The 24030-nt window shown below is 60.9% G+C and carries 21 protein-coding genes, 1 tRNA gene and 1 pseudogene; 14 read left to right on the forward strand and 9 right to left on the reverse strand.

Annotation, left to right across the window (positions count from 1 at the left end):
• Both VIH17_10020 and VIH17_10025 read left to right on the forward strand, forming a co-directional pair.
• Positions 1-410, forward strand: a 410-nt coding sequence (locus VIH17_10020; GenBank protein HEY4683570.1) for a hypothetical protein, incomplete at its 5' end; no start/stop codon positions are given.
• A gap of 11 nt (positions 411-421) precedes the next feature.
• Complete coding sequence (locus VIH17_10025; protein HEY4683571.1) at positions 422-1186, forward strand: hypothetical protein; 765 nt, start codon at positions 422-424, stop codon at positions 1184-1186.
• On the opposite strand, the gene VIH17_10030 is transcribed toward VIH17_10025, so the two are convergent.
• Positions 1183-1902, reverse strand: a complete 720-nt coding sequence (locus VIH17_10030; GenBank protein HEY4683572.1) for an SDR family NAD(P)-dependent oxidoreductase — start codon at positions 1900-1902, stop codon at positions 1183-1185. The genes VIH17_10025 and VIH17_10030 overlap by 4 nt on opposite strands.
• Before the next feature lie 233 nt (positions 1903-2135).
• Between VIH17_10030 and VIH17_10035 the strand changes: the two genes are divergently transcribed.
• A complete protein-coding gene (locus VIH17_10035; GenBank protein ID HEY4683573.1) occupies positions 2136-3458 on the forward strand; it encodes a hypothetical protein in 1323 nt (440 codons plus the stop codon).
• A gap of 145 nt (positions 3459-3603) precedes the next feature.
• On the opposite strand, the gene VIH17_10040 is transcribed toward VIH17_10035, so the two are convergent.
• The 3 genes from VIH17_10040 to smc form a co-directional block, all read right to left on the reverse strand.
• Entirely contained in the window at positions 3604-3837 is a 234-nt protein-coding gene (locus tag VIH17_10040) for a helix-turn-helix domain-containing protein (GenBank protein ID HEY4683574.1), read from the reverse strand.
• Between the two features lie 21 nt (positions 3838-3858).
• Positions 3859-4812 (reverse strand): phosphoribosylaminoimidazolesuccinocarboxamide synthase, encoded by a 954-nt coding sequence (locus tag VIH17_10045; GenBank protein ID HEY4683575.1) that lies wholly within the window; start codon positions 4810-4812, stop codon positions 3859-3861.
• A 106-nt stretch (positions 4813-4918) separates the two neighbouring features.
• Positions 4919-8665 (reverse strand): chromosome segregation protein SMC, encoded by a 3747-nt coding sequence (gene smc / locus VIH17_10050; protein HEY4683576.1) that lies wholly within the window; start codon positions 8663-8665, stop codon positions 4919-4921.
• Between the two features lie 391 nt (positions 8666-9056).
• Between smc and cysS the strand changes: the two genes are divergently transcribed.
• The 8 genes and pseudogenes from cysS to VIH17_10090 all read left to right on the forward strand — a co-directional run bounded on the left by cysS (position 9057) and on the right by VIH17_10090 (position 15565).
• Positions 9057-10493, forward strand: coding sequence for a cysteine--tRNA ligase (gene cysS, locus VIH17_10055; protein ID HEY4683577.1), 1437 nt, complete (start codon positions 9057-9059; stop codon positions 10491-10493).
• 160 nt (positions 10494-10653) lie between these two features.
• On the forward strand, positions 10654-10779 hold the full coding sequence (locus VIH17_10060) for a hypothetical protein (protein HEY4683578.1): 126 nt from the start codon (positions 10654-10656) through the stop codon (positions 10777-10779).
• Positions 10739-11020, forward strand: a complete 282-nt coding sequence (locus tag VIH17_10065; GenBank protein HEY4683579.1) for an aminotransferase class III-fold pyridoxal phosphate-dependent enzyme — start codon at positions 10739-10741, stop codon at positions 11018-11020. The genes VIH17_10060 and VIH17_10065 overlap by 41 nt, the downstream gene beginning before the upstream one ends.
• Positions 11021-11118: 98 nt before the next feature.
• A complete protein-coding gene (locus VIH17_10070) occupies positions 11119-11604 on the forward strand; it encodes a YraN family protein (GenBank protein HEY4683580.1) in 486 nt (161 codons plus the stop codon).
• A 159-nt stretch (positions 11605-11763) separates the two neighbouring features.
• On the forward strand, positions 11764-12765 hold the full coding sequence (gene galT, locus VIH17_10075; GenBank protein ID HEY4683581.1) for a galactose-1-phosphate uridylyltransferase: 1002 nt from the start codon (positions 11764-11766) through the stop codon (positions 12763-12765).
• A gap of 199 nt (positions 12766-12964) precedes the next feature.
• Positions 12965-13041 (forward strand) — tRNA-Cys (locus tag VIH17_10080).
• A 343-nt stretch (positions 13042-13384) separates the two neighbouring features.
• Positions 13385-14605 (forward strand): annotated as a pseudogene (gene gltS, locus VIH17_10085) (sodium/glutamate symporter).
• 156 nt (positions 14606-14761) lie between these two features.
• Positions 14762-15565 carry an SDR family oxidoreductase gene (locus VIH17_10090; protein HEY4683582.1) on the forward strand — a complete coding sequence of 268 codons (804 nt, stop codon included), beginning with the start codon at positions 14762-14764 and terminating at the stop codon, positions 15563-15565.
• 91 nt (positions 15566-15656) lie between these two features.
• On the opposite strand, the gene VIH17_10095 is transcribed toward VIH17_10090, so the two are convergent.
• Positions 15657-15941: a hypothetical protein gene (locus tag VIH17_10095; protein ID HEY4683583.1), complete on the reverse strand. Its 285-nt coding sequence runs from the start codon at positions 15939-15941 to the stop codon at positions 15657-15659.
• Positions 15942-16208: 267 nt separating this feature from the next.
• Entirely contained in the window at positions 16209-16529 is a 321-nt protein-coding gene (locus tag VIH17_10100; GenBank protein HEY4683584.1) for a hypothetical protein, read from the reverse strand.
• 70 nt (positions 16530-16599) lie between these two features.
• Between VIH17_10100 and VIH17_10105 the strand changes: the two genes are divergently transcribed.
• Positions 16600-17076, forward strand: a complete 477-nt coding sequence (locus tag VIH17_10105; GenBank protein HEY4683585.1) for a hypothetical protein — start codon at positions 16600-16602, stop codon at positions 17074-17076.
• Between the two features lie 10 nt (positions 17077-17086).
• Here VIH17_10105 and VIH17_10110 read toward each other — a convergent pair whose 3' ends face one another.
• Positions 17087-19192 (reverse strand): sodium-translocating pyrophosphatase, encoded by a 2106-nt coding sequence (locus VIH17_10110; GenBank protein HEY4683586.1) that lies wholly within the window; start codon positions 19190-19192, stop codon positions 17087-17089.
• A 184-nt stretch (positions 19193-19376) separates the two neighbouring features.
• Between VIH17_10110 and VIH17_10115 the strand changes: the two genes are divergently transcribed.
• Positions 19377-19976: a VTT domain-containing protein gene (locus VIH17_10115; protein ID HEY4683587.1), complete on the forward strand. Its 600-nt coding sequence runs from the start codon at positions 19377-19379 to the stop codon at positions 19974-19976.
• A gap of 18 nt (positions 19977-19994) precedes the next feature.
• On the opposite strand, the gene VIH17_10120 is transcribed toward VIH17_10115, so the two are convergent.
• Together VIH17_10120 and VIH17_10125 are read right to left on the reverse strand one after the other, a co-directional pair.
• The gene (locus VIH17_10120; GenBank protein HEY4683588.1) at positions 19995-21029 is read right to left on the reverse strand and encodes a metal-dependent hydrolase; all 1035 of its coding nucleotides are present in this window, start codon (positions 21027-21029) and stop codon (positions 19995-19997) included.
• A 13-nt stretch (positions 21030-21042) separates the two neighbouring features.
• Positions 21043-21978 carry a diacylglycerol kinase family protein gene (locus VIH17_10125; GenBank protein ID HEY4683589.1) on the reverse strand — a complete coding sequence of 312 codons (936 nt, stop codon included), beginning with the start codon at positions 21976-21978 and terminating at the stop codon, positions 21043-21045.
• Between the two features lie 166 nt (positions 21979-22144).
• Here VIH17_10125 and ligA point away from each other — a divergent pair.
• Positions 22145-24030: NAD-dependent DNA ligase LigA (ligA, locus tag VIH17_10130; protein ID HEY4683590.1), on the forward strand; the 1886-nt coding region annotated here is incomplete at its 3' end.

Genomic DNA, 24030 nt, shown 5'->3' on the forward strand with positions numbered 1-24030 from the left:
CCAAGCTGGCGGCGCAAGCGCTCGGCGTCAAAGATTGGTTTGAACTCCAGGAGGCGGTGCGCTCGTCGCCGCTCGAGCAACTGCCAAAGCTTTTTCCGGCTGTCGTGGAGGCGGCCGGCCGAGGCGACCCCAGCGCGCAGCGCATCCTGCGCGAGGCCGCGGTCGCCCTGGGCAAACTCGGGACACACCTGATTCGCGCCTTGAAGCTGGGCGGATCAACTCTGCCGGTGGGACTGGTGGGCGGCGTCTTCGGGCGAAGTCGGCTGCTTGACCGTGCCGTGCGAAGGTTCCTTCTTCAGGCAGCGCCGCGAGCCCGCGTGGCCATCCCAACTGTCAGCCCGGCCACGGCAGCCGCCCGCCTTGCCTGGTCCCGCTATGCGGGACGGCGGAAGAAAGGCACACACGGATAGGTCAAACGGCCGTGGAGCTCGAGAAACGTCTGCAACGCGCCACCCAAGCCGTCGGCGACGAGCTTGATCGGCTCCTGAGCGATCCCTCAAGGGAAGTCCTGAGGGCCTTGCTCGACAATGCCAACCTTGCCGAACCGCAAATTCTTTTGCTCCTCGAGCGAGCCGATCTGCCCGGGGAAATCGTGGAAGAGGTGGCGCGGAGAAAAGAGTGGATTGCCAGTTACCGGGTCAAGCTTGCTGTGGTCAGGCATCCGCGGTCGCCCCGGCTGGTCTCCATGGCGTTGCTGAAGTTCCTCTACCTGTTCGACCTCATGACGGTGAGCTTGCTGCCCACGGTTCCGGCAGAGATCCAACAGCAAGCCAGTGAAATGATCGTCGGCCGGTTGGGGCAACTGCCGCTGGGCCAGAAGCTGACGTTGGCGCGCCGCGGGCCACTCCGCGTCCTGGCCGGGCTGCTGGCGGAAGCCCGGCCGGAAGTGGTGCCGGTGGCGCTCGACAATCCGCGGCTGACCGAAGCGGTTCTGCTGCGCCTGCTGGCCGGCCGCGTGTGCAAACCGGCCATCGTTCGGGAAATTGCCAGGCATCGGAAATGGTCGCTCCGGCGCGATATTCGCTTCGCCCTGATTCGACATGCGCAAACACCCGCACCTGTCAGGGAGAGTTTCATCGCCCGGACGGTGACAGCGGATCTCGAAAGGCTGATGCGGGAAGGGGATCTCCCGGCGGCGGTGCAAGGGCTTGTTCGGAAAGAAATAGAACGTCGCCGCGGCACCTAGGGCTTTTGGGTCGGCCGCAGGTCAATTTCGCTGATGAAACTTTGCGGCCGCTGGGTCACCAGCATGGCCACGGCGTGCGCCACGTCCTCCGGCTTGAGCATCTTTTCGGGATTTTTGCCGGCATGCGGCGAAAACTCCGTGTGGACGGACCCCGGGCAGATCACACTCACCCGGATGCCGTAGCCGCGGAGGTCTTCGGCAGCCGAGTAACTCAGTCCCATTAGGCCGAACTTGGAGGCGCAATAGATCGTGCCGCCGGCAAAGCCGTTCTTGCCGGCCAGCGAGGAGATGTTAATGATGTGACCCGAGCCCTGGCGCATCATATGCGGGGCAACGGCCCGGATCGTGTAAAAGGCCCCTCGAAGATTGGTGTTCACCACCTGTTCCCATTCCTCCGGGGCGAGACGGTCCACCGGCCCAAACATTCCGATGCCTGCGTTGTTGACCAGGATGTCTATCCGCTCGAATGTTTCCATCGTTTGGTTCACCAATCTTTCCACGTCGTCGAGCTTCTGGACGTCGGCGGTTATCCCCAGCGCCTGGCCTGAAGCGCCGAGTTCGCGTGCGGCGCGTTCGACCTCCCTTGCCCCCCGGCCGCAGACGACGACCTGAGCGCCCAGGCGACAAAGCTGGGCGGCAATGGCCCGGCCAATACCGCGCGTCGCGCCCGTCACGATAGCCACTTCTTGCCTCAGGGGTTGCGAATCTTTAGGCATCCCGGCACCTCAGCTCAGCGAACCTTGTGGCTGATTTTCTCATCCTACCATGATGGGGTGAGGGCCGGGCCAGCCGCGGCGGGTGGATTCGGGGCGGTGGGTCGAGATTCGCACTTGCGCGGAAGGGAGGCTGTTTCTATAATGGCTCGGTTTTAGATCAAGCGATGCGGTCGTGGCGGCCCTTCCACGAACCCCAAAGAGCCTGAGGAGTTTGGTTGGAGGATGAAGCGGCTATGAAGCGGAGACTAAGAATCATTCTGGTGAGCCTGATGTTGGGGAATCTGGTCTTCCTCGGCACAGCCCGCCGCGGCGGGGCGCAAACCGGCCAGACGCAACCGCAACTGAAATATACCAACGAAGAGTACAACGATCTCAATGCGGCTCTAAGGGAAAAGGATCTTCAGAGGCAGGTCCAGTTGCTCGACCAGTTTTGCGAGAAGCACCCCAAAAGCGAGTTGCTGCCTACCGCGTTCCAGGCCTACTTCCAGGCCTATCAGAAACTGAACAATCCGACCAAGGTGGTGGAAACAGCCGACCGATGGTTGCTCCTTGACCCGACCAATTTTGTTGCCCTGGCCACCCGAGCCTACTATTTCCCGGCAACCATCACCAATGCCGACCCGGATCTGGCCGCTAAGCTCGACAAGGCTGAACAGGCCGCTCGCAAGGGTCTGGAGATAGTGCCCAAACAGGCGAAGCAGGCCGGCCAGACTGATGAGCAGTTTTCCGAGCAGATGAAGGCGGTCACCGCGCTCTTTCACTCCACCATCGGGCTGGCGGCGCTGCAACGTAAGGACTACAAGACCGGCCAAGTTGAATTTGACGCGGCGATTCAGAATACCCCGAAGGATCCTTGGGCCTACTACCGCTTGGCACTTTGCTTTGTGAATGGGCAGCCGCCCAACCACCCCCTGGCCATCTGGAACCTGGCGCGGGCAATCTCCCTCAAGATCCCCATCGAGGGCCAGCTCCGGGATTATTCGAAGAAGCTCTTCATCCGGTATCACGGGTCGGAGGAAGGTTATACGGACGTGCTGGCGCTTGCCGCCGGCTCAGTGTCCCCCCCGGCGGGCTGGAAGATTGTTTCCTACGAAGAAATTAATGCCGAACGCTCGAGACTCACGGTGCCAGCTATTTTCAGCGACTTGAAGGCGGGCGGCGACCCCGCTAACAAGATGTGGCTGCTCGTCAAAGGCATGGAAATCGATCTCCAGGGCCTGGTGCTGAGCAATATGCCGGACGTGGGCAAAGAGACACGGACGATTGCGCTGGCGGTGGGGGAAGAGGCAGCCGCTGCCGAAGCCGCCAACGTACAGCTCGCCGCCATTGCCCCACCCGAAGCCAAGAACTTGAAGAAGGGTGATGTGGTTCACTTCACGGGCACTATCGAGGCCTATGAAACCACCCCGGGTTTTCTTTTGAAGCTGCGGGAAGGCAAAGTCAGCGAAGAAGACATACCGAAAGTGGCGACCAAACCCTCGAAGCCTCCCGCCAAGCCCCCGGTGCGCAAACCGCGGGCTGGCACAAGCCAGATCAAGCCGAAGGGTCGGGCATAGTTTTCTCCGGGATTCTTGAAAGCATGCCGCCTCCGCTGAAGCGGGGTCGGCATTCTTGTTTTGGGAGACAGGACGCGGGACGGCAGGTAGGGGCTCAAGAAACGGCACAACCCTGTGGCCGGGCCGGCCGCGGGGCGCCACCCGGCTAGTGGCGGCCCCTGCCGTTGCGCCGAGGCTGATGGTCGAGCTTGTAGGACTCAATCTTACGGCTCAGAGTGTTCCGGTGAATGCCCAGGGCGCGAGCGGCGCGCGACTGGTTGCCGTTCTCCTCTTCCAAAACGCGCGTGATGAACTTCTTCTCAAATTCACCAACGGCTTCGTCAAATAAGATTCCTCGTTCCACCATAGTGGCGATGAGCGATTCGAGCTGGTCTTTCACAGGGGACTCCCTTCGCCGAGATTATGAGAAAGCGCCCGGCTGGCTATCTAGTTCGCAGCCTGTCAGACGGCGGAAAGCCTCCCGGTACCGCGTCGAGGTGGCTTCGGCTATCTCGGCGGGCAAGGAAGGCGCTGGCGGTTCCTTGTTCCACCCGATCTGTTCCAGATAGTCGCGCACAAATTGCTTGTCAAAAGAGGGCTGGGGCCGGCCCGGCGCGTAGCCATCACGCGGCCAGAAGCGGGAGGAATCGGGCGTCAGGGCTTCATCAATCAAAATAATATCGTTGTCCCGCCGTTCCTGGCGAGGAGACTCCCCGGCTACCAGCCGCCCAAACTCAAACTTCGTGTCAGCGATCAAGATGCCGCGTTCGGCAGCGTGGCCAACCGCCCGGCGATAAATTTTCACGCTCAGGTCTCGCAGGATTTCTGCCTCTTCCCCGCCAAGGCGACCAACTACATCGTCGAAAGAGATGTTTTCGTCATGGCCGGTGGCGCTCTTGGTGGCCGGAGTGAAGATTGGATCCGGCAGTTCTTCCGACTCGCGCAGCCCGGCCGCCAATTTGATTCCGCAAACGGAACCGGAGCGGACATACTCTTTCCAAGCTGAACCGGAAAGATAGCCGCGCACCACGCACTCGACAGGAAAGGGTTGCGCGCGCGTCACCAGCATGGAACGTCCTTCCAGTTGCCGGCGGAAGTCACTCAATTCCGGGGGATAGGCTTCCACTTGGGCCGAGATGAGATGGTTTGAGACAATCGGCCGCAGCAACTCAAACCAGAACACCGAAAGCTGAGTCAGAACCTTGCCCTTGTCCGGAATCCCCGTCGGCAATACGAAGTCAAAGGCGGAAATGCGGTCGGTCGCAACCATCAGCAACCGCCCGTTGAGCTCGTACAAGTCCCGGACTTTCCCTCGGGAAAAAAGCGGAACTCGAGAGAGATTCGTCTCGAGTAAAACCGGCTTCACGTGACCCACTCGGACAACGCGGGCGCTATTGTAGCTCTTTGCCTTTGCTTGTCAACGGAAAGAAGCCAAAATTCGGAGGAGGTGCAAAAACTGTGGAAAAGCTTTGGAAAAACTTTCAGGCCGCGGTCGCTTCGGCTTCCTCCCCGAAGTTCACTGAGACCAACTTCGAGACTCCCGGCTCCTGCATCGTCACGCCGTAGAGCACCGGCGCCATCTCCATCGTCTTCTTGTTGTGCGTGATCAAAATGAACTGATTGTGTCGGGCCATTTCCTGAATCATGGCCGTGAAACGGCCGACGTTGGCCTCATCGAGCGGAGCATCCACCTCGTCGAGGATGCAGAACGGGCTTGGCTGGAAACGGAAAATCGCCAGGAGCAGAGCTAGCGCAGTAAGCGCCTTCTCGCCTCCCGAGAGAAGCAGCACATTCTGGAGTTTCTTGCCGGGAGGCTGAGCGACGATGTCCAGGCCGCTCTCGGCCAGATTCATCTCGTCCGTCAGCCGCATCGCGCCGCTTCCCCCGCCGAACAGCGTTCGGAAGGTTTCGTTGAAGAACCGGTTGATGGCTTCAAACGCTTCCACAAATTGTTTGTGGGAAACGTCGTCAATCTCGGCGATGGCCTGCATGGTATCGGCGATCGAGGCCACCAGGTCATCGCGTTGCCCGGAAAGGAAGCGGTGGCGCTGGTCCGTCTCCTGATATTCCTCGAGCGCCATCATGTTCACCGGTCCCATCCCCTCTAACTTCTCTCTCATTTCCCGGTAGGTCTGGTCGGCCAGGGCGAGAGCTTCGGCGTTGAGGGTCTGTTCCTCGTTGAGGAAAATGTCGGCCGGGGCAAGGCCCAGCTCGTTGCGGCAGGTTTCCTCAAGATGGGAGCGCTCGGATTCCAGGCGCACGCGCTCCAGCTCCTTCTGGCCGCGTTCGTCGCGCAAGGCGTCCAGGCGGCGCCTGGCCTGCCGGATCTCGTCGTCCAGATGGATCGTGCGCCCTTTGAGCTGTTCCCATTCGGATTCGAGTCGCGTCTTGGTCTCTTCCAACCGAACCTTTGCTTCGGCGGCGTCGTGCATCTGGTCTTTAAGACCGCCGATCGCCGCCCGAAGCTCGAACTCCTCTTGACGCAGGCGCGACTGGTCGGCGGCCAGCGTGTTTGCCTGCTGGCTTAGTTCGACAACATCCTGTTGCCACCGGTCGTGCTCCGCCTCTGCCGAGCTTTTGCGCTCTTCGAGCGCCGCCAATTCGCTGCGCAACCCGGCCCGATCGTCGGAAATCTCGGCAAGAGTTTGCCGCAAGCTGCGACTTTGCTCGATCTGCGATTCGATCGCCCCCTGAAGCTGGCGGCGGCGGTCTGCGGCAGCGGCCATCGCCTCTTCCGTTGTCCGGCGGCGGCTTTCGAGACAGGCAATCTCTTGTTCCAGCCTGGCTGCATGTTCCGAGTGGGCATGAAGCTCCTTTTCGGCGCGGCCAAGTTCGCTTTCGGCTTGCGCCCGCAGATGCTCCGCCGCCACCTGACTCTTTTCCGTTTCCTGCTTTTCAGCATGGCGTTGCAACAGCTCCGCTTCCATGTCGGCGATCTCGGCATTCGATCGCTCCATGTCGGACAGCCGGGATGCGAGGGAGGATTCGAGCGAGCCGAGTTCCCGTTCGGCGCTGCACTGCTCGCGCTTGAGGGCCAGCGGCCCGGCCTCGGTGGCCTTGCCGCCGCTGACAAGGCGGCCATAATAGCAAACACCATCCGCCGTCAAGAAATATTGCCCTGGATGTTCGTGCGCCAGCCGCTCCGCATCCCCGGATTCTTCCACCAGATAGGCGGCGAGCAGGCGCGGGAGAAACTGCTTGGCCATCTCCCCCAGCGGCTGATGGAAGCGAACGAGCTGGGCCAGCGGGACGATGATGCTTTGATCAGAGACTTGGGAGTGCGAGTAGTGCTTGGCCGCGGCCAGCTTGCCCAGCGAGTCCACAAAGAAGGTCGCATGGCCTCCCACGGGCCCGCGCAGAAGCTCCACGCCCTCGCGCGCTTCATCAAAGGTTTCAACCACGACGTATTCGAGTTCTTCTCGGAGAAACTCTTCCACCGCCGCCTCGTATTCCGCTTCCACGTCGGCAAAATCAGCCAGCACACCGACGGGACGGAAGCGCCGATTGCCGGGATCGTTCTTGGCGGCAAAGAGCTTTTGAACGGCGCCGGCCGAGTAGGCGCGCTGCTCGAGAATCTGGGAGATGGAATGGAGCTTGGCGCGGACCGAAGCAAGCCGCTCTCGCAAACCTTCGACTTCGGCAGTAGTCGTTTCCTTGCGCCCTTTTGCTCCGGCGAGTTCGGTTTGAGCCTGTCCGATCTCCACCGCAAGCCGGGAGCAACGCTCCTGAAGTTCAGCGCCTGCGCGGGTTGCCTGTCCCAGTTGGCGCTTGCTTGCGTCGCGCTCCTCTTGAAGGTCAACACCGAGAGCCACAAGCCTTGCCATCTCTTCCCGCGACGTCGAGCCACGCTCGTCAAGCTGTGTCCTTTGAGTCGAGAGGCTGGCTTGCTCCTCGATGGTCGCTAACAGGTTGCGATTCCGGCCCTCTAGCTCCGTCTCGCCGGCTTGCTGGCTGGACAGATGGTCCTGATGGCGCCGGTTAAGGTTTTCAAACTGGTTTGTTTTCTCGTTGTACTCGGCGCCGATCGTTTCCGCGGCCAGCCGCTTTTCTTCCTGCTTGCGGCGGGCGGCGGCCAGGCGCTCGGTGAGCCCGATCGCCTCGAGCTCCGCCGCCCGGACCTCATTTTCGATGCGGTCAATCTGCTCAACGCTGAACTGGATGCGGTTCTGCGCCCGATCGAGTTCCAGCGCTTGCTGGTTGACGGCGTTTTGGTTGCTGCGCAGCTCGGATTCGAGCTCGAAGTTCCGCTGGTTGAGGCCTGCCTGCTCAACCTCAAGCGTGGCGAGTGAGGATTCCTGGGTGAAAAGGGCGGCCTGTCTTTCCTGAAGTGCCTGTGCCACCAGCGCAAGCTGGGCGGCGAGGTCACGGGCTTTGTTGGCCATAAGGATGCGAAATTGCTCGCGCATCTGCTCGCGCAATTCGCGGTAGCGCCGCGCCTTGGTGGCCTGGCGTTTGAGCGAGTTCAGTTGCTTTTCGACTTCGACCAGGATGTCGTTGACGCGAGCGAGGTTCAGCTTGGCCGATTCGAGTTTGGCCTCCGCCAGCCGGCGCCTGTTTTTGTATTTGGTGACGCCCGCTGCCTCCTCGATGATGGCGCGGCGGTCGTGCGGCTTGGAACTCAAAATCTGGCCGATGCGGCCCTGTTCGATGATGGCGTACGTATCCGGTCCCAGCCCGGTGCCCATAAAAATTTCCTGAATATCTCGGAGGCGGCAAATTTTGCCGTTGAGCAGGTATTCGCTTTCGCCCGAGCGGAAAAGCCGCCGGGAAACAACAATCTCCCCGCTCCGGCCCCCCGTCTGGAGTCTTGCGGGAGGGGCCGGCTCGACTGAGCGCGCGGCGCCGTTCTCCATGATTCCGCCATCGCCGTTCGGAAAGGCTTCGACGGGAATTTCTTCGGCTCCCTCCACCGGCCGGGCGGCCACTTCGCTCGCATCGAGGGGCGCTTCTTTTTCGAATTCCGGATCAACGAGTGTCAGGCTGACTTCGGCGAGGCCCAGGGGAGGCCGCTTGGCGGTGCCGTTGAAGATGACGTCGGCCATGCGCTCGCCACGCAGCGATTTGGCCGATTGCTCGCCCAGGACCCAGTTGATGGCGTCGGCGATGTTGGACTTTCCGCAGCCGTTGGGGCCGACGATGGCGGTGATGCCGTCGCGCTCAAAAGAAATTTCGGTGCGGTCGCAGAAGGATTTGAATCCGATCAGTTCTACCTTACGGAGTGTGAGCAAGGTGCGCTTCTCCCCTCATTCCTCCGGCACGCCGGAGGCAAGAGAAGCTGGAGGGGAATGTTCGCAACAATCGGTCCCGCGAAGCGGGACTGGCGTCTGCAGTGCGAGCTACGGTCGGGAACATAGCACAGCGGATAGTCGGGTGTAAAGCGTTGTGTGCAAATCCTGAACCCCTCGCGGGAGGCTCGCGACAGTAGGAGGCTGCCGATCCCCTCGGGGGTGTTGGTTGACACTCATGGGAGCGGCCACTAGTGCCGTTCCAACTATTCTAGGGTAGGTTTCTAAGGAACCCAGCACGTATAGATGATTTGTCGCGACGTCTCGGTATCTTGCGCAAACAGTTGGAACGGCACTAGAATCGCGGGTTCGACGAAAGGGCGCAAGGATCGCAGTGATCCGCTTCTACAATACGCTTGCGGGGAAAGTCGAGCCATTCGAGACGCTCGAGCCCAAGCGGGTGAGGATGTACAGTTGTGGGCCGACGGTCCATGACTTTGCCCACATCGGAAACTTCCGCACGTTTGTTTTTGAGGACATCCTGCGGCGCTTTCTCGAGCACCAGGGCTACGAATTGCTTCAGGTGCGCAACCTGACCGATGTGGATGACAAGACCATCCGCAAGTCGCTCGAGGCGGGGATCAGCCTGCGGGAGTACACCGACAAGTTCACGCAAGCTTTTCTCGAGGACGCCCGGCTCCTCAATCTGGAACCGCCGGAGCGGCTGGTTCGGGCCACCGAGCACATTGATGACATGGTGAAGCTCATTGAGCGTTTGCGCCGCCAATCGTTCACGTATGAGAGCGAAGGTTCCACCTATTTCCGCATCTCAAAATTTCCCGGCTACGGCAAGCTTTCGAAGATTGACCTGAGCGGCATCAAGACGGGCGCGCGGGTGGAAGCGGACAGCTATGAAAAAGAGGATCCGCGCGATTTTGCTCTCTGGAAAGCGCCCAAGGAGAACGAGCCTTTCTGGGAAACGGGGCTGGGGAGGGGACGGCCTGGCTGGCACATTGAATGCTCAGCCATGTCCATGCGATACCTGGGTGAGAGTTTTGACATCCACACCGGCGGCGTGGACTTGGCCTTCCCGCATCACGAGAACGAAATTGCCCAGAGTGAAGCAGCGACGGGAAGGCCGTTCGTGCGCCACTGGTTGCACGGCGAGCACCTCCTGGTGGAAGGAGAAAAGATGTCCAAGTCGCTCGGCAATTTCTATACCTTGCGGGATCTCTTTGCCCGCGGCTATCGCCCGTCGGCCATTCGATACCTGCTTGCCTCGGTCCCCTACCGCAAACAATTGAACTTCACCTTCGACGGCTTGCAACAAGCGGCAGGGGCAGTGGATCGGCTCAGAAACTTTCGCTTTCGTCTCACCACCAGCACATTTTCCAGCGGTAGCCAACCCAGGGTTCGCGAGGCCTGCCAGGCAGCCGGGCAGGAAGTTTTCAAGGCTTTGGCAGACGACCTCAACACCGCTCAGGCGCTGGCCGCCATCTTTGACCTGGTGCGCGACGTCAACACCATAGCCGATCAGGGTGAATTTCGGTCGGAGGACGTGGCCCCTGTTTTGGCGGTCCTTGCCGAGTGGGACAAGATTTTTGCGGTTATGACGGAGGACGACATCCAGAAACTCAAATCTGCCGGCTACGCTCCCACCGAAGCCGGGGAAGAGATTTCCGCGGCCGAAGTCGAGCGTCTCATCCAGGAACGTGTCCAGGCGCGCTCGCGCAGGGACTTTGCCGCCGCCGATCGTATTCGCCAGGATCTCCTCCGCCGTGGTATCCTAATTGAGGACATGAAAGACGGTTTCCGCTGGAGAAGGAAATGACGGGCGCGACGCTCGATGACCCGGTGCGGTGCATGCTTCCTGCTCTGGCGCGCCCCAATCTCCTGGGCGTTGACTAGCTCTCCTGCCGATCGGGCCTCCCCGGAAGCTTCTGCCCTTAACCCTAGCTCGCTCTCGGGGCTTTTCTCGATTGGAGGATGCCATGCTGGAGACCAAGATCGAAGTCAAACTCCCGGAGATTCGAACGCCGCTGCCCGGCCCAAAGGCCAAAGAGATCGTGGCTCGCGATGAGCGAGTCATTTCGACTCATCGAGGAGCAGTGCCTTGACAACGCCCGGCGGATGGGCGACCTCTTGATGAGCCGCCTGCGCGACTGGCCCGAACGCCACCCCATCGTGGGGGAGGTCCGCGGCAAGGGACTCATGATCGGGATCGAAATCGTCCGCGACCGGAAAACGCGCCAGATGGCGCCCGAGCTGCGCGATCAGATCGTCCGGAGAGCTTTGGAGCGCGGCCTGCTCGTCTTGGGTTGCGGGGCAAGCACCTTCCGCATGATGCGCCGCTCGTGATTGACCGCGAGCAGGCTGAGTTTGCGGTAAAATTGCTCGACGGAATCGTCACCGAGATTGCCGGCTCGGCCTAAGCAATGTTGTTTTTTGCCAGGGCGATGTTTGGTGTATTGGACTGGATGGCGCGCCGGGGCGGCCTGAGGGAGCCCGAAGGGGCGTCCCCGGGGTCGCACGCAACCCCTCAACCGGCTGCCGGCCGGCAAGCTCACGCGGCAGCGCGACGCATCGGCATTCGCGGCGAGACCTACGCCTACTGGTTCCTGCGCAAGCAGGGCTACACGCTTGTCCGGCGAAATTTTCGCCTGCCGGGCATCCCGGGCGAAATTGATTTGATCGGCTGGGATGGGCCGGTGCTGGCTTTTATCGAGGTCAAGACCCGCACGGGCAGCCTGGCGAGCGCCCCGGAGGAGGCGGTTACGCCGGAGAAGCGCCGCTTCCTGCTCCGCACGGCAAAACAGTTTCTTGGCCGGCAGAAAAGAAGCGCCGTTGCCAGCCGCTTTGACGTGGTGGCCATCGAGGAGCCGTTTCCGGGGAAAATTGAGGTACGGCTTCACAAGAATGCTTTTGGAGATCTGACGCATTGAGAAAGGCTCCCGCGTGCCGTTCCAACCTGATCGCCCCGGTGGCGAAAGGCTCAGGGCGGTTGGCGCCGAACAAGATCACTTGCGACACGACCGGAAGAGATTGGTGGGAACGGCAACCGCCGGCAGCGTGGACGAAAAGGGGAGGAAGGAGCGACCGACTTGCCTGAACTGAGAAAAGACCCGATTACGGGACGATGGGTGATCATTTCGACGGACCGCTCCAAGCGTCCGTCCGATTTTTCGCGTGAGTCGGTCCGCATCCATGGCACCGGCTTCTGTCCTTTCTGCTACGGAAACGAGGACAGGACTCCGCCCGAGGTGGACGCCCGGCGAGAGAATGGCGGGCCCAGGAACAGTCCGGGTTGGACCACGCGGGTGGTGCCCAACAAATTTCCGGCACTGGGGATTGAGGGCGCGCTCGACCGCCAGGGCGAGGGAGTCTTCGACAAGATGAACGGCATCGGCGCGCACGAGGTCATTATCGAGACGCCGGAACATCACCTGACGCTGGCGCGGCTCCCCGAGAAGCAATTGGAGGAAGTCCTCGGCGTTTACCGCGACCGCATGCTCGACTTGAAGCGCGACCGCCGCTTCAAGTATATCCTCATTTTCAAGAATCACGGCGAAGCTGCCGGCGCTTCCCTCGAACATTCCCATTCTCAATTGATCGCCCTGCCCATTGTGCCCAAGCGCGTCCAGGAGGAGGTGGACAACAGCAAGACCTACTGGCTCCACAAGGAGCGGTGCATCTTCTGCGACATCGTGCGTCAGGAACTGGAGAGCGGCCTGCGGGTGATCACCGAAAACGAGGATTTTGTCGCGGTGGCGCCCTATGCCCCGCGCTTTCCGTTTGAGACCTGGCTGTTGCCCAAGCAGCACGGCTCGGCCTTTGAGAATTGCCCCAGCCGGATGTATGGAGGCCTGGCAGCCATGCTGAAAAACATTCTCCTGCGGCTGGACGTGGTGCTGGAAATGCCGGCCTATAACTATGTCATCCACACCTCGCCCGTCGGGGAGGAAACCAACGACCACTACCACTGGCACATTGAGATGATGCCCAAGTTGACGCGCGTGGCCGGGTTTGAATGGGGCACCGGCTTCTACATCAACCCCACGCCGCCGGAGGAATCGGCTCAGTTTCTCCGGGAAGCAGTCATTTAACATCGCATGCGCTGCCCGTTGCAGGCGCTTCAGGCGGGCATTGGCTGCGGCAATGGCGGGGGAAACCCAAGTGCCGGGCTGAAGCCCGCCGCTACATGCTCAGGAACCCGTAGAGGCTGCCTTCAGGCGGGCATCTTCCCCTTTCCTGATTCCCCCTTGCCCGTCCATGATTCGTCGTTTTTCGGTATACTGAAGGCAGGGCGCGGTACCCAAGTGGTCTAAGGGAGAGGTCTGCAAAACCTCCATTCGTGGGTTCGAATCCCACCCGCGCCTCCAATTTCGCCGCAGGCGGGATTGCCCCGAGCAAGCGCAGCAAGTCGAGGGGCAGCCAGTGGTGGGTTTCCTTCGGCTACGCTCAGGATGAACTCCTCCCACCCGCGCCTCCAATTTCGCCAGCCGGCGAAATTGCCCTGAGCGAGCCCCGATAGAATCGGGGCGAGTCGAAGGGCCTGTCCACCTCGCGGCGAACCTCCACTCGTGGGTTTCCCTCGGCAGGCTCGGGATAAACTCCTCCCACCCGCGCCTCCACTTCGTTCCGGAGGGGCAAGAGCGGTTGAATTCCGCCGCAGGACAGACTAAGCTTCCCCCGAATCTTTCGATTGATTCGTGAGACGAAAGCTTGCCTGTCTTCCAGCCTGATGCGGCGCAAACCCTTGCTTACGCCGCAGTCGTTCTTTTCGCAGGCCTTTTCCTGAAGCGGAAGATCCGGGTGATCGCCCGGCTGAACATCCCCGCGCCGGTGGTGGGTGGGCTGTTGGCCGCGGTTTTGCTGCTGCTCTTGCACAAGGGCGTGGCCTCGTTTCACTTTGACGCGACCCTCTAGCCCATCCTGATGATTGCTTTCTTCACCACCATCGGCATGAACGCGAGCCTGCCGCTGCTGAAAAAGGGCGGGGTGCAGGTGTTCGTGTTTCTGGCGATGTCCACGTTTCTGTGTTTTGTGCAGAATTTTCTGGGCATGGCCGTCGCCTCCGCCTTCGGCGTTAACCGCCTGGTGGGAGTGATGGCGGGCTCGGTAACGCTGGTGGGTGGCCCGGCTACCGGCCTGGCCTTTGCGCCCATGTTTGAGAAGCTGGGTGTCGCGGCCGCCGATTCGTTGGCCATTTCCGCAGCGACCTTTGGGATCGTTTGTGGCGGGCTGCTCGGGGGCCCGGTCGGCACTTGGATTGTTGAGCGCCGCGTCCTGCGCACGGCGGCCACTCGAAAGTTCCATGCCAGCGGGGATATTTCTGCGATCAGCGAAGCGGGGTCGAGGGTCACGCTCGAAGTCGAGCGCGAGGACACGCCCCTGCTCCGGAACATTATCGTGCTGGCGATCGCCATGGGCATCGGCGCCGTGGTGAGCGCCTACATCCAGGGGCAGGGAATCATCTTGCCCACCTATATCGGCGCCATGCTGGTGGCCTCGGTGCTGCGGAACCTCGACGATCAATTCGGCTGGCTCCGCATCTCCACGCCGGTGATGGACCTGATTGGGAATATCTCGCTGCTTCTTTTCCTGGCTATGGCCCTGCTTAACCTCAAACTCTGGGAGCTGGCGCATCTGGCGACCCCGCTGGTGGTGATTCTGCTGGCGCAAGTGATCGTCATGGGACTGTTCGCCTACCTCATCTCCTTTCCCCTCATGGGCCGGGATTACGATTCAGCGGTGACGGCGGCCGGCTTGATCGGGTTTGCGCTGGGTACCACAGCCAATGCCCTCACGAATATGCGCGCGCTGGTGGAACGCTATGGCCCGGCCCCCCGCGCGTTTCTTGTTGTGCCGCTCGTTGGGGCCTTCTTCATTGACTTCACCAATGCTCTGATTATCACTGCTTTTTTGAACTGGTTCGGAAACTGAGAGCGCTTGGGCAGGACCGCCGGGAGCGGTCCGCAGCTCAAATCCGCCCGGGCGTCCTATTCCCCTCGCGTTGACTTGCCTCTGGGTGCGCCCTAAAATGTGTGGCGCTAATACCCTGATAATGTTTTCAGCGCAATCCTAACGATGGAGGTCGCTATGTCGCTGAAGGCGAAGTTTGCTTTGATTACTGGAAGTTCGCGGGGTATCGGCAGGGGAATCGCTCTGAAGCTCGCGGACAAAGGCGTCAAGGTCGCGATCAACTACTGCAAGAACGAAGCTGCTGCCAAGGATACGCTCGCCAAGATACGGGAGTCCGGTTCCGATGGGTTCGTCATTCAAGCCGACGTATGCCGCCCGGAAGAGATCAGCCGCATGTTTGCGCGAGTCAAGGCCGAGTTCGGCAAGCTCGACATCTTTGTAAGCAACGCGCGAACTGAGGTACCCACCTTCTACCAGGGACCGATGGAAATCACGCTCGACCAATGGGACACGGCCATCAATTCCCAGGCCAAGGCTTTCCTCCTCGGGGTACGGGAGGCGAGCCGCTTGATGGGTAACGGAGGCAGAATGATCGCCATCACCTACGCTCCGGGTGGGCGCACGGGGAGCTGGCAGCCCTGGGTTGCGATGGGGTCGGCCAAGATTGCCATGGAGTCGCTGTGCCGCTATTTCGCCGTAGCTCTGGCGAAACGCGGGATAACAGTAAATGCCATCAGCCCCGGCTGGATCGAGGACAGCGTCTTGAACACCCTGCCGCAAGAGGTGCAGAAGGCTATTCGCACATGGCACGAAGGGGGGTGGACACCGATGGGACGGCTGGGGACGCCGGGGGACATTGGAAACGCCGTCGCACTCCTCTGCTCGGAAGAAGCGAGCTGGATTACAGGCCAGCTCATCGCTGTGGACGGTGGAGCCTCACTGATGGACCCGGGCCTCCCGCTCGAGATCCAGCGAGGATAGCGGTGAGCGTTGATTTCGAGCCGATCAGTCGTGCTCGCCAGAGTTGCCACTGAGCGCAGCCTGAAACTCCATTACCTGAAATAGGCGAGTATCAAGCTCGGAGGATATCCGTGGAGACCGGTTTGGCTTCCGGACGGCGCTTGGCTTTTTCGAGGCTTTCCCGGACGTTCATCAGAAGCAGCAGGGTATTGAGGATGGCGGCTTTGATGTGGTCGGCGAGCGGGTAGCCGGCCGTCGCAGCAGCCGCCAGCTTGCTGCCTACACCGCCGAGGTGTTGTTCGATTTCGGCTCTCCGCTCGGCACTGAGTTCCCCTTGTACCAGTTCCCGGCGGAGCGCATCGCAGCCTCGCTCGGAGTGGCGGATGAAATGGCGCAAGCAGAGCCCCTCGGCCTCGAGCTCCCGGGGAACTCTTCCATCACAAGGAGTGTCCTGACACTTCAGTGCCATCCGACGGACCTAGGGCTGGTTGCTGGGGCTGGAGTAATCTCATTGTGCCACGCTTTGAGTTCTTGTCCAGTACCAATTTGGTATAGACCAGCCTGTCGTTGGCCGCCCGGCTTTCTCCTGAGGGGCGCTTAGCTGACCGCCAAACCCAAACCGGCTGGCTCGAAGCCTAACGATAACCATTTCTGTATCAGTAGGTTAGGCTCTGCGGCGGTAGAAGTTGGCCCGCCCATCGGCGACGTTGGCGATGTAGCGACCGGCCAGACTGAATTGCATGATCCGTAACCCCTGGCGGGCCATGGCCGCCCAACGGGAGGTCGTATTGGGATTCTGCTCGATTCCGACGAGCTTCTGACTTTCGCATTCAAAGTTCACAACCCGCAATCGGCTCCGGCCTGTCTTGCCGACCGGAAAATTCCTTCCGCCGAGCTTGACTGTGTTCTGGCCTTCCACGAGCACCTGACGCCAGACCGAGATCAAGGCCTCGGCAAGTTCTGAGTCGTCCACAGAAGCTACCATGATCGCACCTGCATAAGCTGCGTGGCGACGGGCGTTAGCCCGACAACCTTCAGCTTGGCAGAATCCAAGATTGCGACTAGCATCATGGAGCTGGACGGGCGGCATTATAACAACCGCCGCTCAGCCGGAACAACGGTTTGAGGCGAGGTTGCTGATCCTGCCGAAGCTGCGATACGGGCTCGCCGTCAAGGAGGCCGGAATGGGAAGGGCATATCGCTTCATGGCAGTCATACCGGGTTGTTTGTTTCTTCTTTCAAGCATATTCGTTTCCGGCCAGGCGCCACCAGCGCCCCAGCGGCCGGCGCCTCCTCGCTGGCCACCGGGGATCGAACAACCGGAAGAACCGGCGGGCCCTCCCCTCAAAGCCATTCTCAAGAGCCAGCACGAGCAAGTGAAAAAGGACGCGGATCACCTCTTGCAGCTCGCCACTGAACTGAAGGCCGAGGTGGACAAAACCAACAGCGAAATCCTCTCTCTCAAGCTGGTCAGGAAGGCGGAGGAGATCGAGAAGCTAGCCAAGAAAATTCAGAACCGCATGAAAGGCTGAAGTGCCGGCGCTAAATGAACAGCGGCGCCATCACCAGTGTGATGGTGCTGAGCAGTTTGATCAGGACGTGGAGCGAAGGCCCGGCGGTGTCCTTGAAGGGGTCGCCGACAGTGTCGCCTACAACGGCCGCTTTGTGCGCATCCGAGCGCTTGCCGCCGAGCTGGCCCGTCTCAATAAACTTCTTGGCGTTGTCCCAGGCGCCGCCACCGTTGTTCATCAGGGTCGCCAGCAGGATGCCGCCGATGGTGCCTACCATGAGCAAGGCTGCTACCGATTCTGCGCCCGTGTTTTCCCCCGGCGACGAACTCAGATATTTGAAGAGGAAACCCACGGCAACGGGCACGCCGACCGCCAGCAGGCCCGGAACCACCATGGCCTTGAGGGCGCCGACGGTGACGATGTCCACGCACTTGCCGTAGTCGGGCTTGACGGTGCCTTCCATGATGCCCTTATTTTCGCGGAACTGGCGCCGGACTTCCTCGATGACGCAATAGGCTGTTTTGCCCACCGCCTTGATGGCGAACGAGCTGAACAGGAAGATAAGAGCGGCGCCTATGAGCGCCCCGACAAAGACGGGGACCTTGCCGATGTCCACCACGTGGAAGCGCTGGCCGGTCAGGTGGGTGACCTCATCCAGATAGGCGGAGAAGAGCAAGAAGGCGGCGAGCGCTGCGCTGCCGATGGCGTAGCCTTTGGTCAACGCTTTGGTTGTGTTGCCGACTGAGTCCAAGCGGTCCGTGCGCCGGCGAACATCTTCCGGCGCGCCGCTCATCTCAATAATTCCGCCGGCGTTGTCGGTGATGGGTCCAAAGGTATCCATCGCCAGAATGTAAGCCGCCGTCGAAAGCATGCCCATGGTGGCAATGGCAGTGCCGTAAAGACCGGCGCCAGCGTTGCCGGGCAAGCCGCGCTGGCCGAAATAGTAGGAAAGCAAAATGGCAGCCGAGATGGTGATGACGGGCAGGGCGGTGCATTCCAGGGCTACCGCAAAGCCGGTAATGATGTTGGTTGCCGGGCCGGTGATCGAGGCTTTGGCGATCGAGAGCACCGGGCGGTAGCGATATTCGGTGTAATACTGCGTGATCCAGACGAACAGAAAGCTGGTGACAATGCCCACGATGCCGGCAGCAAAGAACCAGAGGTTGTCCTGAAGCATGGTTCGCACGGCCACGTAGAAACCGGCCATGGCCAGCACCGTGGTTACCAGGTAGCCTCGGTTCAAAGCCTGCATCGGATCCTCGCCCTGCTCTTTCGTGCGCACTACCAGCACCGCGACAATCGAAGCGATCAAGCCGAAGGCGCGGGCCACCAGGGGGAAAAAGATGCCCTTGATGCCGAAGACGGGAAAGAGGGCAATGCCGATAATCATCGCGCCGATGTTCTCTGCGGCAGTAGACTCAAAAAGGTCGGCGCCGCGGCCGGCACAGTCGCCCACGTTGTCTCCCACCAGGTCGGCGATGACCGCCGGATTGCGCGGGTCGTCCTCCGGTATGCCGGCTTCGATCTTGCCCACCAAATCGGCGCCGACGTCGGCCGCCTTGGTGTAAATGCCGCCGCCGAGCTGGGCGAAGAGCGCCACAAAGCTCGCGCCAAAGCCAAAGCCGACGATGTGAAGCGGAACCTCCTGGGGATGCTCCAGGCCGCCGAAAAAGTAGAACAGCCCGCCCACTCCCAGCAGGGAAAGGGCAACGACCGCCAGACCGTTCACCGCGCCGCCGCGCAACGCAAGCTGCAAGGCCCGGTTCAGGCTGGTGCGAGCTGCCGCCGCCGCGCGAAGATTGGCGCGTATGGACACAAACATGCCGCAGTAGCCGGCGATTCCCGAACAGAGCGCGCCGAACAGAAACGCCACCACCGTCCGCCACGCCAGCGTCATGCCCTTGCTGCGCAGGTAGAAGGCAAAAAGGATGACGGCGACCACCCCGCTCAGCAGGGCGATGGTCGAATATTGGCGGCGGAGAAACGCCTCGGCCCCCTCTTTGATGGCCGCGGCAATCTCCTGCATGCCCGGCGTCCCCGTATCCGCCCTCAGGACTTGCCGCGCGAATAACACCGCAACGATCAGCGATAGCACGCTCACGCTCATAATGAAGGTGAGTGGCCAGAACGAGATCATGGGACTCCTCCTGCCGACGCTCGAGGCGGGATTCTTTCTTTAGGATAGCTGACGAGGCCGCTGGGCAAACCGAGGTTTATAGCAGGAAAATCGAACGGCGGTCAAGGCGGACGGATTTTTCATTGTCAGTGGCGCGCTGCCCGGCTACAATAGCCGCTTTTTGAGACTGGAAAGAGTTTCCTGAATGAACCACCAACCGGCTTGGATCAAGTGGCTGATTGCTTCGTTCGGCGGGCCAGGCGGGCTCTTTATCATCACCTTCCTGGATTCTTCCATTCTTTCCTTTCCCCTGTTTACCGACCTGTTCATCGTTTACGCTTCCGCTTCCGAGCCTTCCCGCATGGTCTTCTATGCGGGCTTGGCGACGCTGGGTTCCCTGGCGGGGTGCCTGTGGCTTTACTACCTGGCGCGCAAAGGCGGCGAGCTTTTTTTGCGGAAACGAGCCTCCGGACCGCAGATCGAAAAAATTCGCGGCTGGTACGAGCGGAATGAGTTCTTGACGATCGGGATACCGGCTGTCTTGCCCCCGCCCGCACCCTTCAAGGTATTTGTGATCGCCGCCGGGGTATTTCGCCTCCGCGTTTCATCGTTCGCGGTCACGCTTTTGGTCGCTCGCGGCGCCCGCTACTTTCTGGAAGGCTACCTCGCCGTCCGCTTCGGAAGGTCGGCCCTTGACTATCTCCGGCAGAACAAGGCCCTGGTCGGCTTGGCGCTGCTTGCCTTCATGCTCGCCGCTTATCTCATAAGCCGGCTGTGGCAAAGACGACGTAGCGGCGGCCTTTAGACCGGGATTCTTCATCTTCTACGGTTCGCGTGGCAAGGGAGGTTCGGCGGAGCCACCGACGCGGAAGGATTCGTCCCGAACGTGGAATTCCTCATCCAGACCAATTGTGACAACGAAGCTGCGCCGCCGGCGAGTGGCCGATGCAAAGCGCAAATCGCGGATACGCACCCGCCAGCCGTCGGCAAGGTGTTCCACGTTCGCCAGCGGAAAGCGCGCCGATTCCAGGAACATTCTTGCGGTGTGTGTATTCTCGGCCGCGTCGAGAGCCGGGGAAGCGGTCGGCTTGTAATGCGTGGAGGCACGATCCGGGTCGAAACGCTCGGGCAGGAGCACGTTCACCTCGATCAATTCGTAAGTTCCGGCCGTTTCCACGACGCCGTGCCACACCGCCGGCGAGAGCGCGTCCGGAAATGCGCCCACGGCGAGCGGCGTGCGTCCGTGATAAATCCGGGCATCCAGCAAACCGACTGCGCGAGCGTGCCCATAAGCGCGCACGCCGCAGAACACCGCCACCAGCCCGAGCGCCAGGATCGCGCTCGCTCGCCCCGGCGGAGTTTTCGACCGCGCTCCAATCTCCTCACTGACCAGCTTTGTGATCCAGGGCACAAAGAGCGCCACCAGGAGAATGCCGAAGATCCAGGGATCCCAGATGAAGGCCAGGTCGGCAGCCAGCCAGCGGCCGCTAAAAGGCAAACCGGCGCGAACACCGTAAGAATCGAGCAGGTCCAGCAGCAGGTGGCTCGCCGTTCCCGCCCAGCACACCGCGAAAAAGGGCAGCCAGCGAATCCGGGAGGGCTGGCCGCGGCGGAAGATCGCCTCGCCCAAACGAAACAGAGGAAATAGCAGCGCAGCCAGGAGCGTGACTCCCAGAACCGAGTGGGTATAACCGCGCTCCCATCGGAGATATTCGAGCGGGCTGCGAAGCACCGTGGCGATGTCTATGTCGGGCAAATTGGCAGCGACGATCAGCGCCCCGGTAGCGTAGGCTGCTTTGCGATTCAGGCCCGCGCGGGAGAGAGCGACGGCAACGAGCGTGTGCGTTATGTTTTCCATGTCTCAATGGTCTTCAAAGGCGTGCTTCGCGCCGATGCATCGGGGGCCGAGGGAATACGAGAGAGAGCGCATCGGGAACAATTAGAAAATCCTGTGGTAGTTGGCCGCTTAACTCCCCGTCGCACTCGACGTAAATGTGTGGATTCTTCCTTGTCGTCCGGGCCGCTTCGCAGCGCAGCCGCCTGGTTCGGAAGAAATGGACGCCCGGCATTTTTTTTAGGCTATGGGTCCAGACGCCAAGGAGATAGAGCAGAAAGGCAATGCGCCATCGCGTGGTGATGGCGACCACTTCAAAATCGTCGGCCAAGAGGTTAGCCCCGGTGGTGATGCGGATCGGCCCGCCATAGTGTGATGTCCGGCCGATGACGGCAAAGGTAGCTTCCACGGGCGAGCCATCCGCCACCAGCCGGAAGGTGGGAAGGGAATACGCAAACATTTGGCGCAACGACTCCAGCCAGTAGGAGAGCTGGCCCAGAGAGGATTTCATCCTGGCTTCCAGCTTATAGACGATGTTGGCATCCACGCCCACTCCGGCAACGGCCAGAAAGTACCTGCCGCCGGCGCAGCCGAGCGCGATGCGGCGGACTTCGCCCTCAGGAATGAGCCGCGCGGCATGAAGCACGTTCCACGGCAGCCGAAGCTCCTTGGCGAGAATGTTTCCTGTGCCGGCCGGCAGCAGGGCCATCGGCGTGGACGTTCCCGCCAGGCCGTTGACCACTTCGTTGACCGTGCCGTCACCGCCGCAGACGATGACCAGGTCAAAACCGGCTGCGGCTGCTTGCCGGGCGAGTTCGGTGGCCATCCCCGAGCCGGCGGTCTCCTCAAGCTGCACCGGAATATTGCGGGAGGCGAGGTAATCGCAGGCGAGTTCCAGCTCTTTCTGCCGCCGTCGGCCACGTCCCGCTTTCGGATTGTGGATGAGGACGGCCTTCGAAAATGCGGATGGCATCAAGGCACCGCAAGAGCAAGCTCATTATCGGGAAAAGTGTTCGGTAGTGCAATGTTTCCGCGAGCAGAAGCCTGCCATCAGGCCAGGCGGGCAAGCCCTCGGCCTTCGCTTTCTCGCAAGGGGTAGTATAATTTTGGGTTGCCGGAGCGCTTCGGAGAGTTTCCCCATGCCGGGCCGCAAATCGCTCGCAAAGCAGATCGAGGAATGGCGCGAAAAAATTCGCTACCACGAGCATCGCTACTACGTCCTCGACGATCCTGAAATCAGCGACCACGAATTCGATCAATTCATGAACCGCCTGAAGGCGCTCGAAGCGCAGGATCCCAGCCTCATTACGCCCGATTCGCCATCGCAGCGGGTTGGCGGGCAGCCGCGCGAGGGCTTCGTCAAGGTCAAGCACCGCTCCCAAATGCTCAGCCTCGACAATGCCTATTCTTTTGACGAATTGCGTGAATTCGACAAACGAATCCAGAACGCGAGCGGCAAATCACGAATCGAATACGTGGTCGAGCACAAGCTCGACGGGCTGAGCATGGCGCTCCACTACCGGCAGCGACGGTTCGAACGCGGCGTGACCCGGGGTGATGGCGTCAACGGCGAGGATGTCACCGCTAATGTGAAGACGATTCGTTCCGTGCCGTTGTTTGTGGAAGAGGAGAGAGTCAAGGCAGTCGGACTCGAAGAGGGCTTCGAGGTGCGCGGCGAGGTCATCCTGACGCGCAAGGCCCTGGAGGAGTTGAACGCGCAGCAAGATCAGGCTGGTGAAAAAAGGTTTGCCAACCCACGCAACGCCGCCGCCGGTTCCGTCCGCGTGCTCGACCCGACCATCACTGCCTCACGCAAGTTGGATTTCTATTCCTATTATTTGTTGGCGGAAGGTCGCGTGCCTTTCAACCGGCACAGCGAAGTCCTCGACGCGCTCACCCGCATGCGCTTCAAGGTGAATCCGAACTGGAAAGTCTGCCGGTCGCTCGATGAGGTCATCGCCTACTGCGAGCAATGGGAAACGAAGCGCGAGAAGCTGCCATACGAGATCGACGGCATCGTCATCAAGGTGAACGCCGTCGCGATGCAGCGAGAGCTTGGCTCGACGGCCAAGGCGCCGCGGTGGGCGATTGCCTACAAATATCCGGCGCAGCAGGCAACCACCAGGATCGTGAACATCCGCGCCCAAGTGGGCCGCACCGGGTCGCTGACACCGGTGGCTGATCTCGAACCCGTGCCGGTGAGCGGCGTCACGGTGAGCCATTCGACGCTCCACAACATGGATGAGATCGAGCGGCTGGGCGTCAAGATCGGCGATTGGGTGGTGATTGAGCGGGCCGGTGAAGTCATCCCCAAGGTCGTCCAAGTAGCCAAGCGCGATCCTAACGGCAGGCCATTCAAGATGCCGAAAAGATGCCCGGTGTGCGGCGGACGGGTTATCCGGGACCCAGAAGAGGTGGCCTACCGCTGCGTTTCGGCTCGTTGCCCGGCCAAACTCAAAGAATCTCTGCTGCACTTTGCCGGTCGCCGGGCCATGGATATTGACGGGCTCGGCGAGAAAATTGTGGACCAGTTGGTGGACAAAGGAATCGTCAAGGACGTGGCCGCCCTTTATTCTCTGAAGCTCGACGAAGTATCCGGGCTCGAACGCATGGCGGAAAAGTCCGCCGGCAATTTGCTGGGACAAATCGAAGAGAGCAAGCAGCGCGGGCTGGCCAATTTGATCTTTGCGCTCGGCATTCGCTTTGTCGGCGAGCGGACAGGCCAAATCCTGGCGGAGCACTTCGGCTCGATGGACAAGCTCGCCCGAGCTTCGCTCGAAGAGCTCACCGAAGCTTTCGAGGTTGGGCCGAAAGTGGGCGAGAGCATCTATCAGTTCTTCCGCGAGCCACAGAACCGGAAACTGCTCGAAAAGCTGCGCCGGGCGCGGCTCAGGTTTGAAGAGCGACGCGTGGCCGCCAAAGAGACGCGCCTCAAGGGCAAGACGTTTGTCTTTACCGGCACCCTCGCCCGGCATGAACGGGCCGAGGCCGAGCGGTTGGTGATGCAATCAGGCGGCAAAGTTTC

The sequence above is a fragment of the Candidatus Acidiferrales bacterium genome (assembly GCA_036514995.1).
Lineage (GTDB): Bacteria > Acidobacteriota > Terriglobia > Acidiferrales > DATBWB01 > DATBWB01.

What these genes read in the sequence shown, in the direction of transcription:
- VIH17_10115 (HEY4683587.1), top strand. Translation starts at nt 19,377, where the DNA reads ATGAACCACCAACCGGCTTGGATCAAGTGGCTGATTGCTTCGTTCGGC.
- VIH17_10090 (HEY4683582.1), top strand. Translation starts at nt 14,762, where the DNA reads ATGTCGCTGAAGGCGAAGTTTGCTTTGATTACTGGAAGTTCGCGGGGT.
- VIH17_10120 (HEY4683588.1), bottom strand. Translation starts at nt 21,029, where the DNA reads ATGGAAAACATAACGCACACGCTCGTTGCCGTCGCTCTCTCCCGCGCG.
- VIH17_10100 (HEY4683584.1), bottom strand. Translation starts at nt 16,529, where the DNA reads ATGGTAGCTTCTGTGGACGACTCAGAACTTGCCGAGGCCTTGATCTCG.
- VIH17_10035 (HEY4683573.1), top strand. Translation starts at nt 2,136, where the DNA reads ATGAAGCGGAGACTAAGAATCATTCTGGTGAGCCTGATGTTGGGGAAT.
- VIH17_10110 (HEY4683586.1), bottom strand. Translation starts at nt 19,192, where the DNA reads ATGATCTCGTTCTGGCCACTCACCTTCATTATGAGCGTGAGCGTGCTA.
- VIH17_10060 (HEY4683578.1), top strand. Translation starts at nt 10,654, where the DNA reads ATGCTGGAGACCAAGATCGAAGTCAAACTCCCGGAGATTCGAACGCCG.
- VIH17_10125 (HEY4683589.1), bottom strand. Translation starts at nt 21,978, where the DNA reads ATGCCATCCGCATTTTCGAAGGCCGTCCTCATCCACAATCCGAAAGCG.
- VIH17_10065 (HEY4683579.1), top strand. Translation starts at nt 10,739, where the DNA reads ATGAGCGAGTCATTTCGACTCATCGAGGAGCAGTGCCTTGACAACGCC.
- VIH17_10070 (HEY4683580.1), top strand. Translation starts at nt 11,119, where the DNA reads ATGTTTGGTGTATTGGACTGGATGGCGCGCCGGGGCGGCCTGAGGGAG.
- VIH17_10030 (HEY4683572.1), bottom strand. Translation starts at nt 1,902, where the DNA reads ATGCCTAAAGATTCGCAACCCCTGAGGCAAGAAGTGGCTATCGTGACG.